The sequence below is a fragment of the Streptomyces hygroscopicus subsp. hygroscopicus genome (assembly GCF_030269125.1).
Lineage (GTDB): Bacteria > Actinomycetota > Actinomycetes > Streptomycetales > Streptomycetaceae > Streptomyces > Streptomyces hygroscopicus_C.
This window is the reverse complement of record NZ_BSSM01000020.1, coordinates 30,914-43,184: the sequence shown is the minus strand read 5'-3', so window position 1 is coordinate 43,184 and position 12,271 is coordinate 30,914. Positions and strand designations below refer to the sequence as shown.

12 protein-coding genes are annotated in these 12,271 nt (G+C 74.1%); 4 read left to right on the top strand and 8 right to left on the bottom strand.

The window, feature by feature from the left end:
• Positions 1–122 precede the first annotated feature (122 nt).
• The 3 genes from QSK45_RS32980 to QSK45_RS32970 are packed head-to-tail and all read left to right on the top strand — an operon-like array spanning position 123 to position 3,597.
• The gene (locus QSK45_RS32980; protein ID WP_285562578.1) at positions 123–1,100 is read left to right on the top strand and encodes a glycosyltransferase family 2 protein; all 978 of its coding nucleotides are present in this window, start codon (positions 123–125) and stop codon (positions 1,098–1,100) included.
• Positions 1,097–2,431 (top strand): polysialyltransferase family glycosyltransferase, encoded by a 1,335-nt coding sequence (locus QSK45_RS32975; protein ID WP_285562577.1) that lies wholly within the window; start codon positions 1,097–1,099, stop codon positions 2,429–2,431. The genes QSK45_RS32980 and QSK45_RS32975 overlap by 4 nt, the downstream gene beginning before the upstream one ends.
• Positions 2,432–2,436: 5 nt before the next feature.
• Complete coding sequence (locus tag QSK45_RS32970) at positions 2,437–3,597, top strand: acyltransferase family protein (RefSeq protein ID WP_285562576.1); 1,161 nt, start codon at positions 2,437–2,439, stop codon at positions 3,595–3,597.
• A 192-nt stretch (positions 3,598–3,789) separates the two neighbouring features.
• On the opposite strand, the gene leuE is transcribed toward QSK45_RS32970, so the two are convergent.
• A complete protein-coding gene (gene leuE, locus QSK45_RS32965) occupies positions 3,790–4,440 on the bottom strand; it encodes a leucine efflux protein LeuE (RefSeq protein WP_285562575.1) in 651 nt (216 codons plus the stop codon).
• A gap of 72 nt (positions 4,441–4,512) precedes the next feature.
• Positions 4,513–6,093, bottom strand: coding sequence for an acyl-CoA mutase large subunit family protein (locus tag QSK45_RS32960; protein ID WP_285562574.1), 1,581 nt, complete (start codon positions 6,091–6,093; stop codon positions 4,513–4,515).
• Between the two features lie 79 nt (positions 6,094–6,172).
• Here QSK45_RS32960 and QSK45_RS32955 point away from each other — a divergent pair, with 79 nt between their 5' ends.
• Complete coding sequence (locus QSK45_RS32955; protein WP_285562573.1) at positions 6,173–6,937, top strand: L,D-transpeptidase family protein; 765 nt, start codon at positions 6,173–6,175, stop codon at positions 6,935–6,937.
• A gap of 233 nt (positions 6,938–7,170) precedes the next feature.
• Here the strand turns inward: QSK45_RS32955 and QSK45_RS32950 are convergent, their stop codons facing one another.
• The 6 genes from QSK45_RS32950 to QSK45_RS32925 all read right to left on the bottom strand — a co-directional run bounded on the left by QSK45_RS32950 (position 7,171) and on the right by QSK45_RS32925 (position 12,243).
• Positions 7,171–8,397, bottom strand: a complete 1,227-nt coding sequence (locus QSK45_RS32950; protein ID WP_285562572.1) for a hypothetical protein — start codon at positions 8,395–8,397, stop codon at positions 7,171–7,173.
• Entirely contained in the window at positions 8,397–9,143 is a 747-nt protein-coding gene (locus QSK45_RS32945; RefSeq protein ID WP_285562571.1) for an RNA polymerase sigma factor, read from the bottom strand. Before QSK45_RS32945 ends, QSK45_RS32950 begins: the two co-directional genes overlap by 1 nt.
• A gap of 361 nt (positions 9,144–9,504) precedes the next feature.
• A complete protein-coding gene (locus QSK45_RS32940) occupies positions 9,505–10,149 on the bottom strand; it encodes a hypothetical protein (RefSeq protein ID WP_285562570.1) in 645 nt (214 codons plus the stop codon).
• 30 nt (positions 10,150–10,179) lie between these two features.
• Positions 10,180–10,800, bottom strand: coding sequence for an RNA polymerase sigma factor (locus QSK45_RS32935; RefSeq protein WP_285562569.1), 621 nt, complete (start codon positions 10,798–10,800; stop codon positions 10,180–10,182).
• A 158-nt stretch (positions 10,801–10,958) separates the two neighbouring features.
• The gene (locus QSK45_RS32930) at positions 10,959–11,300 is read right to left on the bottom strand and encodes a hypothetical protein (protein WP_285562665.1); all 342 of its coding nucleotides are present in this window, start codon (positions 11,298–11,300) and stop codon (positions 10,959–10,961) included.
• Positions 11,301–11,703: 403 nt separating this feature from the next.
• Positions 11,704–12,243: a hypothetical protein gene (locus QSK45_RS32925; RefSeq protein ID WP_285562568.1), complete on the bottom strand. Its 540-nt coding sequence runs from the start codon at positions 12,241–12,243 to the stop codon at positions 11,704–11,706.
• Between the last annotated feature and the right edge of the window lie 28 nt (positions 12,244–12,271).

Sequence of the window (12,271 nt, the reverse complement as noted above, 5' to 3'; positions counted from 1 at the left end):
GACGAATCGGCTCGTGGAAGGCCCGGAAACAAGCCTGGTTCACGGCTTCGCCATGTGCCATTCACCCAGTATCAAGCAAGGCGTCAAGACGAATGACGGGCATCCCCCCTAACGTCCCTGACGTGGTCAAGCTCTCCGTCATCGTGCCGTTCTACAACGTGCAGCAATACGCACCCGACACGCTCAGGAGCCTGAGGGCGAACGCGCGTGAGGACTTCGAATTCATTCTCGTCGACGACTGTTCCCGCGACGGGACACCCGAGATTCTCGCGCGCGCGGAGCGCGAGCTGCCCGGGGCGGTCCTCGTCCGGCACGAACAGAACGGGGGTCTGGCGACCGCGCGCAACACCGGCATCGACCGGGCGCGCGGCGAGTACCTGACGTTCCTGGACGGCGACGACTGGCTCGCCCCGGGCTACTTCGGGCAACTGGTCGACGCGATCGAGGAGTTGGGCGTCGACTTCATCCGCACCGACCATGTGCAGTGCACCGCGCGGGCCCGCCAGGTGCAGCGGGTGCCGGTCGGCCGGCGGGGCCGGGTGCTCGACCCGCGGGAGGCGATCCTGCCCGCGGACCGCTCCACCTCGGTGGACTACGCGTTCGCCTGGGCGGGCGCCTACCACCGCCGGCTGGTCGACAGGGGCCTGCTGCACTTCACCGACGGGCTGCGCACGGCCGAGGACCGGCCGTGGATCTGGAAGCTGCACCGGGAGGCGGAATCCTTCGCCGCGGTGAGTTTGCTCGGTGTGTTCTACCGGCGCGGGGTCGCCTCCTCGCTCACCCAGATCGGCGATGTGCGCCAGCTCGATTTCATTCGGGCATTCGATCAGGTGATCGCGGAAACCGCCGAGGACCGTGACGCGGACGCATTGCTGCCGAAGGCGGTCCGCACGTATTGCGCCATCATTTCCCATCATCTGGGATCCATCGAAAGGTTCGAGCCCGCGGTGGCGAAGAAACTGAAATCCCTGAGTGCCGCCGCGCTGCGCCGCATGCCGCAGGACGTGCTGGACGACGCGCTGGACTCCATGGACCTCCAGCGCGCGACCAAGCTGCGCCGGCTGCGCCGCCGTCCCGCCGCCGCGGGGGCCGCCGCGTGACCACCCAGATCTTCCAGGCGTCGACGCTGTACGGTATCGCCACCCTCGCCGCCGCCCTGGACTCCGGCTGCTTCGACGCCGCCGACCGGCGGATCCTGCTGGTCTGCAACAACGCGGCGACGCCCGAGACGACGCCGGGTCCCGACGAGATGCCGGGGTTCGAGCGGCTGCGCGACCGGTTCGACGACGTGGTCTCGTACAACGAGACGATCTTCCCGTTCCACCCGGGCGGCTGGGCCCCCCGGGTGGACGACATGCCGCTGTGGGAACGCTTCCTGCGGCACGAGTGGCGACTGGGCGACGACGCAGTCGAGTTGGCGGTCGAGTCGATCCAGGTCAACCCGGCGCTGGCGCTCGGCCAGATCTTCAACGGGGCGCCGGTCACGGTCTACGCGGACGGCCTGATGTCCTACGGCCCGACGCGCAACAAGATCGACCCGCTGGTCGGCACGCGTGTCGACCGGGTGCTCCACCTGGATCTGGTGCCGGGCCTCGCGCCGCTGCTGCTGACCGAGTTCGGGGTGCCCGGCGAGCTGGTCCCGACCCAGGCGTTCACCAAGGTGCTCGCCGAACTCGGCTCGGCCGCCGGGGAGTCGCCGGAGGTCGAGGAGCCCGCGCTGCTGCTCGGGCAGTACCTGTCGGCGCTGGACATCCTCACCGCCGAACAGGAGGAGAACCTGCATGTGCGGATGCTGAAGGGCGCGGCCGCGCTGGGCCACACCAAGGTCGTGTTCAAGCCGCACCCCACCGCCCCGGCCCGCTACACCCGCTCGCTGGAGCGGGAGGCGGAGCGGCTCGGCGTCGAGCTGACCGTCGTGGACACGCCGGTCCTCGCCGAGGTGCTGTACCAGCGGATGCGTCCCGCGCTGGTCGTCGGCTGCTTCTCCACGGCGCTGCTCACCGCCTCCGCGCTCTACGGCCTGCCGGTCGCCCGGGTGGGCACCGAGCTGCTGCTGGAGCGGCTGACGCCGTACGAGAACAGCAACCGGATCCCGGTCACGATCGTGGACGCCCTGCTGCCCGACCTGGCCGACGCGGCCGCGGTCACCGAGCGGCGCCGGGGCATGGACGTGGACCGGCTGGGCGCGCTGGTGCGTGCGGTGGGCTTCGCGATGCAGTCGAAGATCCTGCCGGGGCTGCGCGCGGAGACGGAGACCTGGCTCGCGGCGAACTTCGGCCCGCGGACCTCGCGCTACTTCAAGCGCCGCCGGCTGACCTCGCTCGCCCTGCCCGGCGGTATCCCCGCCCAGCTGGCGTTCATCCCGCGCAACGCGACCGTGCGCAGGGTGGCGAAGAAGGCGCGCGGCCTGCGCAGGACGGTGCGGCGCTGAACGCCATGACCACTTCCTCCTCCGCCCTCGACGGCGTCCCGATACCCCCGGCCGAGGCGACGGCGCCCCCCGCGCCCGCCGAACGCCGCAGCCGGCTGCTCGCCCTGGACGGGCTGCGGCTGGTGGCCGCGCTGATGGTCTGCCTCTACCACTACACCGGACGCGGCGGCACGGTCTCCGAGTCCTGGCACCAGAGCCCGTCCGAGATCTTCCCGACCCTGTCCCGGGTGTCCGTCTACGGCAACCTGGGCGTGCAGTTCTTCTTCGTCATCAGCGGCTTCGTGATCTGCATGAGCAGCTGGGGCCGCACCCTGGGCGACTTCTTCCGCTCCCGGGTCTCCCGCCTCTACCCCGCCTACTGGGTCGCGCTGGTGCTGGTCACCGGCGCGTCCCTGATCCTCCCGGCGGTCGTCGAGCCGGTCCGCCTGGACGAGTTCCTGGTCAACCTGACGATGCTCCAGCAGCCGATGGGCGCGACCCGTGTGCTCGGCGTGTGCTGGACGCTGTGGGCCGAGGTCCGCTTCTACGCGCTGTTCGCCCTGATCGTCGTCCTGCGGGGCGTCACCTACCGCCGGGTGGTGCTGTTCTGCGCCGTGTGGACGCTGGCGCTGGTGGTCTGCCGCACCACCGGCAACGAGCTGACCGACCAGGTCCTCATGCCCGAGTACGCGCCCTTCTTCATCGGCGGCCTGGCGCTCTACCTGATCCACCGCTTCGGCGGCGACCTGCTGCTGTGGGGCATCGTCGCGGTGTCCCTGCTGCTCGGCCAGAGCGAGGCCACGCGCGGCCTGTGGCACCCCGCCGCCCACGCCGACTTCCACCGCGACCCCTACGTGGTCGTCCTGATCGTCGCCCTCGCCTTCGCCACCGTCGCCGCGGTGGCCGTCGACTGGACCCACTGGGCCTCCTGGCGGTGGCTGACCACCGCGGGCGCCCTCACGTACCCCTTCTACCTGGTCCACGAACACCTGGGCTGGTTCGTGATCCGTGTCCTGCACCGCGCCCTCGGCCTGCCCCCGCGCGTCACCCTCGGGGCGACGATCCTGGCCATGCTGCTGCTGGCCTGGCTGATCCACCGCCTGGTGGAGAAACCCTTCGGGCCGCGGCTCAGACGGGCGCTGAAGGGCGGGAAACCGGCGAGCCGTCCACCGCGCGTCGGCTTCTGAGGCGGTCCCCCGGGCAGGCGCCGTGGACCCCTTGCCACCCGGCCCCAGGCCCTCGCAGGGGTTCCACGGACCGTCGTACCGAGGGAGCACCCGCTCGGGGCGCGACCGCTCCCCCGTGTCCCGGCGAGGACGGACCCTGCCGCGCGCCCGAGTCCGGTGGCCCCGGCGTCCTCCCGGCCCGCCCGGACGAGGCTACGAAGCCAGCGACAGCTTCACCGCGAAGCCGAGGAAGAGCGCGCCGGCCGCCGAAGTGGCCGTCGCGGACAGGCGCTTGCGGCGGCGGAAGGCGGCGGCGAGGCGGGTGCCGCCGAATATGAGCGCGCTGAGGTAGAGCACGCTGGCCGCCTGGGCGAAGGCGCCGAGGACGGCGAAGGAGAGGGCCGGGTAGGCGTAGGCCGGGTCCACGAACTGCACGAAGAAGGCGACGAAGAACAGGATCGCCTTCGGGTTGAAGAGGCTGACGACGAGGGCGCGGCGGTAAGGGCGCTCCTCGGCGGCCACCGCCGCGGTCGCCGTCTCCTCGGCCGCCCGCTCCCGCCGGGTCCGCCACATCTGCCGGGCGGACCGCATCATGCCGATCGCCAGCCACGTCAGATAGCCGGCGCCGGCGTACTTCACGATCCCGAACAGCACGGCGTTGGCCTGGAGCAGCGAGGCGACACCGGCGGCGGACAGGACCATGAGCACGGTGTCCCCGCAGAACACCCCGGCGGCCGCCGTGTACCCGGTCCGCACCCCGCGGCGGGCGGCGACGGACAGCACGTAGAGGGAGTTGGGACCGGGCAGCAGCACGATCAGGGCCACGCCCGCGAGATAGGTGGGGAGATGGACGACACCGAACATGGGGAGGAGTCTCGCACGGGGGTGTGACAGGGCACCGCGGCCGGGGTCCGCCGGCGCCTTCCGGCCACCCGCTCAAAAGGCGTCAGTCGGCACATACTTCCCCCACACCTCCCGCAGCGCCCCGCACACCTCGCCCACCGTGGCCCGCGCCCGCAGGGCCTCCCGCATGGGGTAGAGGACGTTGTCCTCGCCCCCGGCGGCCTTCTTCAGGGCGGTCAGGGCGGAGTCGACCGCGCCCTGGTCGCGTGTGGCGCGCAGGGCGGCGAGGCGCTCGCACTGGCGGGCCTCGATGGCCGGATCCACGCGCAGCGGCTCGTACGGCTCCTCCTCGTCCAGCCGGAAGCGGTTGACGCCGACGACCACCCGCTCCCCGGAGTCGGTCTCCTGGGCGATGCGGTAGGCGTTGCGCTCGATCTCGGCCTTCTGGAAGCCCTGCTCGATCGCGGCCTCCGCGCCGCCCAGCTCCCGCACCTTGTCCATCAGCCCGACGGCCGCCGCCTCCACCTCGTCGGTCATCCGCTCCACCGCGTAGGAACCGGCGAAGGGGTCGACGGTCGCGGTCACGTCCGTCTCGTGCGCCAGCACCTGCTGGGTGCGCAGGGCGAGCCGCGCGGACGTGGCGGTGGGCAGCGCGATCGCCTCGTCGAAGGAGTTGGTGTGCAGGGACTGGGTGCCGCCGAGGACCGCGCCGAGTGCCTGCACGGCGACCCGGACCAGGTTCACCTGCGGCTGCTGCGCGGTGAGCTGGACCCCCGCGGTCTGGGTGTGGAAGCGCAGCATCAGCGACTTGGGGTTGCGCGCCCCGAACTCCTCCCGCATCACCCGGGCCCAGATCCGGCGCGCGGCGCGGAACTTGGCAACCTCCTCCAGGAGCGTCGTACGGGCGACGAAGAAGAAGGACAGGCGCGGCGCGAAGTCGTCCACGTCCATCCCGGCCGCGATCGCGGTACGGACGTACTCGATGCCGTCGGCGAGGGTGAAGGCGATCTCCTGCACGGGGGACGCGCCCGCCTCGGCCATGTGGTAGCCGGAGATCGAGATGGTGTTCCACTTGGGGATCTCGGCGGTGCAGTACCGGAAGATGTCCGCCGTCAGCCTCAGCGAGGGTTTGGGCGGGAAGATGTAGGTGCCGCGGGCGATGTACTCCTTGAGCACGTCGTTCTGGACGGTGCCGGTCAGCCTGTCCGCCGGGACGCCCTGTTCCTCCGCCACCAGTTGGTACAGCAGCAGCAGGAGGGCGGCCGGGGCGTTGATCGTCATGGACGTGGACACCTGGTCCAGCGGGATGCCGTCGAACAGCACCCGCATGTCCTCGATCGAGTCGATCGCCACTCCGACCTTGCCGACCTCTCCGTGCGCGAGGGGCGCGTCGGAGTCGTGGCCCATCTGGGTGGGCAGGTCGAAGGCGACGGACAGGCCGGTCGTGCCGTGGGCGATCAGCTGCCGGTAGCGGGCGTTGGACTCCGCCGCCGTACCGAACCCGGCGTACTGGCGCATCGTCCAGGGGCGGCCGGTGTACATGCTCGGGTAGACCCCGCGGGTGAAGGGGTACGCCCCCGGTTCCCCGAGCTTCTCGGCCGGGTCCCAGCCGGCCAGGTCCTGCGGCCCGTAGACCGGCTCGATCGGCAGGCCGGACTCCGACTCACGTGCCATGGGTGCCTCCGCGGTACGTTCCGTACCTCCTCACCATGCCCTGTAGTTCGGCCGGGGTCACGCGGGGAAGCATCCGGGGATGAGGACGAGGGTCAGGAGCGCCGCCGCGCTCGGAGTTCTTGCCGCGCTCGCCGCGCTCTGCGGGTGCACCGTGCGGCCGCTGGACGCCGACGGCCGGCCGCTGGGACCGGGCCGGGTGTCCGCCGGGGGCCCGGGAGTGCTGTGGGGGCCCGGGGACAGCGGGGTGGGGGTACGGGGGCTCCAGGCGCGGCTGCGGCAGCTGGACTGGCTGTTCGACGGACCCACCGGTTCGTACGACGATCTCACCGAGCGGGCCGTACGGGGCTTCCAGGGCAGACGCGGGCTGCCGGTGACCGGCGAGACGGACGCCGTGACCTGGCGGCGGCTGGTGGCGATGACGCGTACGCCGGGCAGGTGGGAGCTGTATCTGATGGGCGGCCAGCCCGCCGCCGCGCCCGATCCGCGCTGTCTGACCGGCCGGGTGCTGTGCGTCAGCAAGACCAGCCGGACGCTGCGCTGGATGGTCGACGGGCGGACCGTGTCCACCGTGGCGGTGCGCTTCGGCACGCGGTACAGCCCGACCCGCGAGGGCACCTTCCACGTCTACTGGAAGTCACGGCACCATGTGTCGACCCTGTACGACTCGCCGATGCCGTACGCGATGTTCTTCAGCGGCGGCGAGGCGGTGCACTACTCGTACGACTTCGCGGCGCGCGGCTACGCCGGGGGTTCGCACGGGTGCGTGAACGTACGGGACGAGGCGGCGATCGCCGCGATGTTCGCGGAGGTCCGGGTGGGCGACAAGGTGGTCGTCCACCGGTGAGCCCTCCGGTGGAGGGGCTTTGGGGCGCGGGCGGGACCGGGGGAACATGTCCCGCCCGCGCCAGGGCACGAGCCGCGGGTACGGGGGGAACCCCGGCTCAGTGCTGCGGCCGATGACCAGTCGGCTCACTCAGTACTGCGTCGCGGGGTCCGGAAGTGTCACACCCTGCGCGGAAAAACTTTGGCGACTTCTCGAAAGGGCAGGTCAGAGGGGGCGACCGCGATCGAGATCGATCAGCGAGCCGGGAGGGGCGCGGGGGTCGGCCGGGGGGAGGCGGGGGACGCGGGGGACGCGGACCCGCCGTGGCCGCGGCCGGGACCGCCGCCGGAGCCGCTTCCCGGGCCACGCCCGGAACCACCGCCCGGACCCCGCCCGGGATCGCGCGGGGCGGGTGCCGGTACGGCGGGGCCGCGGTGCCGGACGCGCTCCCCGCCGCCGCTGGTGCCGCCGTTTCCGGCGCCGCTGCCGTTTCCGGTGCGGTCGTCGCCGCCGCTGCCGCCGCTGTCGCCGAGGCCGTTGCCGGGGTGGCCCTCGTCGTCGCCCGCGCCGCTGCCGCCGCTGCCGCCGCGGTCGCCGCTCCCGCCGTGACCGGAGCCCTGGCCCGTTTCCTGGCTCTGGCCGCCGCCGTCGCGGCTCGTGCCCTGGGCCGGGTCGCCGACGGCGTGGTCGCCCGCGGACAGGACTTGCCTGCAGTACTGGCTCAGCCGGGCCGAGCCGCCCGCGAGGTGCTCCAGGGCGCGTCTTCGGTCGGCGTTCAGTCCGGCGCCGGAGCGCAGATCGCGGCAGGCGGTGACGGCGCCGGTCCAGCGGCCGCCGGGCGTGGTGGTGCCGGTGCGGGGGTGGGCGCTCGTGCCCGGACGGCCGTCCGTTCCGCCGCCGTCGGCCCGGTCGGCGCCGTCGGGGCGACCGGAGTCCGCGTCGCCGCCGGGGACACCGGACGCCCGCGGACCGGGCGTGGCCGGCGGCCGGCCCGAGGTGTCCGCGGTGGCGGTGGCCGCGGGGCCGGGCCGCCTCAGGTCGAACGGCGTGGGCAGCACCCCGGTGCCGGCGGCCACGGCGACCCCGCCGAGCGTGCCGGCGGCCACCACCGCGGCGAGCGCGAGCCGCGCCGGACGGCCCCAGCGGGGGCGGCGGGCGCCGGTGCGGGCGGGGGCGCCGATGCGGACCGCGCCCGCGTCGTGTCCCCGCGCGCCCGTGCGCCGGCCGGTGCCTCCCGCGGCGAGGGCGGCCGTGCGCTCGTCCGCCGCGGCCTCCCGGGCCTTGCGGAACGCGGCCAGGGCGGCCTGTTCACCGGGAAGTTCGGAGGGGGCCGGGGCGGCCTCGGCGGACAGCGCGCCGAGCGCCCGGGACAGGCGTTCCGCCTGGTCACGGGCGGAGGGGTCGACGGCTTCCAGGGGCTCACCGCGCAGCAGGCGTTCCGCCGTCTCCCGGTTGAGCCACTTGTCCTGCTCGTCGGCCATCACATGTCCTTCTGCGTCCGCGCGCCCGTATGCGTCACAGTGGCGGACGTCACCGCGCCTCGGCGCGGTTCTCGCTCGGGGTCCTGCTGGGGTGCTCGCTCGCGCCGCCGCTGGGCTTCTCGCCGGGAGGTCCTCCGGGGTGGCTGCTCGGGGTCCCGCTGGGGCGGCAGCGCGTCGAGCACGCCCGCCGTCTCGGGGTCGTCGCCGATCAGTTCGGCGAGCCGTTTCAGGCCGCGGTGCGCGGCGGTGCGGACGGCGCCGGCGCGTTTGCCGAGGGTCTCGGCCGCGGTCTTGGCGTCCAGTCCGACGACCACGCGCAGCACGACCGCCTCGGCCTGGTCCTGCGGGAGCCGGGCGATGAGGGAGAGGGTGCTGCCGGTGGTGAGGGCCTCGATGGCCTCGCCGGCGGTGTCGGAGTCGGCTGCGCGGCCGGTCAGCTCGGTCTCGTCGCCGCCGATCGCCGGGCGGCGGCCGCGCATGCGTATGTGGTCCAGGGCCCGGTTGCGGGCGATCCGGGCCGCCCAGCCGCGGAACCGGTCGGCGTCGCCGCTGAACCGGTCGAGGTCGCGGGCGATCTGCAGCCATGCCTCGGAGGCCACGTCCTCGGCGTCGGCATCGCCGACGAGCGTGCGCACGTACCCGAGCAGCCGTGGATGCACCGCGCGGTACACCGAACGGAACGCGCTCTCGTCTCCGTCCTGTGCCGCGCGCACCGCGGCGGTCAGCTCCGCGTCGTCCCCCAGCACCGCACTCCCTTTACGCCTGTCTCCTGGTCGGCGCGAATGGCACGTTACGGCGTGAAACCTTGCCCCGTCCATGTCCGTAGAAGATGCAACTAACTCGTGACCGGGTGCGGGTGTGCGCAGGGTGAGCGCGGGTGGGAACTGAGCGCGGCCGGGGTGTGACAGAAAACGCACCCGCGGCGCTGTAGGAAGTACGGGTCGCCGAGCGGCCCTCAGAGCGACGGTCGGGGCCTCTCCTGTGGGGGGTGGCGGCCCCGGCCGTTGCCCTTGGTGGGGACCGGCCGGGGCGGCTCGCCACCGGTCCGCGGCCTCGCCGCGGGTCGCACCGGCCTGAGGGCGTCCTCCCGCCGGGGAACCTCTTACCTCACTTCTTACGATCGCCCCGGGTCGGACCCGCGCCGGTTTCGCCCGGCCTGTCCGCGTTCCGGGCCGCGCAGTAGGCCGCGACCTCCTCCTGGCCGCCCGCCTCCGCGACGAGCTGCTGCCAGGCCGTGGCGTCCAGGGCGTGGCCCCGGGGGGCGGTCTTCCCGAAGGCCTGGCAGCGGGCCCGGGTGCCGTGGACGGTGACCGGGTGAGCGGCGGGGGGTCCGGACTCGGCGGGCGGGGGCGGCGTCGCGGTGGACGGCGGGACGGCGGACGACGGGGCGACGGGCACCGGCGGCGTCGCCGTCGTGGAGGGGTGCGGCCGACGCACCCCCTGCTCGGCCTCCCGGCTTCCGGACACGCCGATCGCCGCCGTGGCGACACCGCCCAGGGCGAGGGAGGCGAGTGCCAGGGACAGGGCGGTGCGCAGGGAGCGGCGGGGGGAGGCCGGGCGCCAGTCGTCGCGGGGGCGGGTCCGCGGCGGGCGGGCGCCGGGGGTGCGGGCGGTGCGGAAGGCGGCGACGGCGCGGTGCTCCGCCTCGGGGTCGGGGTGGTACGCGCGCAGGGCCGCGCCGAGGCGCGCCTCGACGTCGAGGGTGCCGTGCCGGTGGCCGGGCGGTCCGTCGCCGCCGTTGCGTTCAGCCATGTCCGATTCCGTCCTCGTCCCCCGCGCCGTTCACTTCGACTCCCCCAGCGTGCCGGGGCCCGCATCCGTCACACCCGGCTCCGGGGCCAGGGTGCGGCCGAGGCGTCTCAGACCGCGGTAGGCGGCGGTGCGGACCGCGCCGGGGCGTTTGCCGAGGACGCGGGCGGCGGCGGGGCCGTCGAGACCGACGACCACCCGCAGCAGCACCGCCTCCGCCTGGTCCCGGGGCAACGCGCGCACCAACTCCAGGGCGCGCGCGGTGGACAGCGACTCCAGCGCCTGGTCGTGGGTGCTGTGCGGGGCCGCGCGGTCCAGCACGTCCTGGTCGAGCACGGTGGTACGGGGCCGGGTGCGGCGGCGGCGCAGATGATCCAGGGCGCGGTGGCGGGCGATGGTCGCGGTCCAGCCGCGAAAGCCCGCGCCGTCACCGGTGAACCGGCCGAGGTCCCGGGCGATCTCCAGCCACGCGTCGGCGGCCACGTCCTCCGCGTCCTCGCCGACCAGTGCGCGCAGATAGCCGAGGAGGCCGGGCTGCACGATCCGGTAGGCCACCGCGAAGGCGCCCTCGTCGCCGTCCTGGGCCCGCGCGACGGCCGCGCCGAGTTCCCCGTCCCGCGGCCATCGGCTGCGGGGTTCTCCTCCCTGGCCCAAGACCGTCCCCGTCGTGCCGAGTTCATGGCCACCGCATGGCGCGTCCCGCACGGTGCGACACGCTCCGGCCGTGTCTTTCGCCTCCATGGTCATCAGCGTCCGCCCGCACGGAAGTGTCACAGCGCAAGGACAGGCACCGGACCGCGGTGGACGGCCCGTCAGGCGTCCGCGGTCGCGTCCCGGCACAGCAGGCGCAGCGAGCCGTGGCCGGCGAAGCAGCGCCGGGCCTCCTCGATGGGGTCCCAGAGCCGGCCGTCGGGCGTGCGCACCCAGTGCTCGCCGCCGGTCGTCCACCACTCGGCACCGGTGCGGCGCACGACGACCTCGCCGGCGTAGGCGCCGAAGCCGCGCAGCACGCTGTCGACCGCCTCGATCGGCGCGCCTTCGCGCCGTATCTCCTCGATCACGCGGTCCACGCGCCACAGGCTCTGTGCCGAGTAGTCGAGCCGCACCCGGGCGCCCTCGCGCATGGTCGCGACCGCGTCCGCCGCCCAGCGCACCGGCTTGGTGGCGGCGTGGGGCCTGGTCTCCTGTGGGGCGGCCCCCTCGGGGGCGGGCCGCCGGAACGGCTCGGTGTCCGCCGCGCGGTCGGTCACGCGGTGGGTCGGGCGGTCGGTCGCTTCGGCCGGCACTGCGGCTGTCACATGGGCGCTCACATAGGGAAGAGCGAGCGGGGCGGGCGTTTCGTCACCCGTCGCGGAAGCGTTTCGCCAACCGTCGCAGGACCGCCCCACCGCCACCGCACGACCGGCACAGGACGCGCGCACTCCCGGGGTCCGCCCGCGCCGGTGCCGTCACACGCCGTCCGACACGACCGACACGACCTGCCGGGTACGGCCGACGCGCTCCGGGAGTCCGGTACGACCGGCGCGCCCCGGGGGGCACCACGCCTCGGTACGGCCGTCACGCCCCGGTCTCCGACACCCCCCGAGCCCTGCGTGAGACCACCGCGCGCAGCACCCGGCGTCCCTCGCCCGACACGTCGAGGGCGCGGCGCAGACCGTGCTTGCCATGGCCTTCGAGGAGTTCGAGGACGGTGAGCTGGCGGCGCAGCTCGGCGGCGACGAGCGGGGAGGGTGCCCCCGCGTCGTCCGGCTCCCCCTCGGCGGCGGGGTCGAGCAGGCGGTGGACGCGCAGGGAGGCTGCCGAACAGGACTCGGCCCAGGGCCGTACGGCCTCGGCGGTGCGCTCGGCCGGGACCGTGTCCAGCATGCGGCGGACGAGCCGCGCCGCCTCCTCGTGCTCGCCGTCGCCGGCTCCGAGCGCGCTCCGCGCCTCCTCCAGAGGGCCGCCCCAGTCCGCCCCGGCGGCGAGGCTCCCCCACAGCGGGCGCAGCAGCTCCTCGTCACCGTCGAGCAGCGGCAGGCACCGATCCAAACAGGCCAACCCGCTGGCGGCCAGTCCTCGCTCGTCGGCCCGCGCGATCCGTTCCTCAAGGCTCATGAAGCCTCCCTGGTCTGGGCGCCGACCG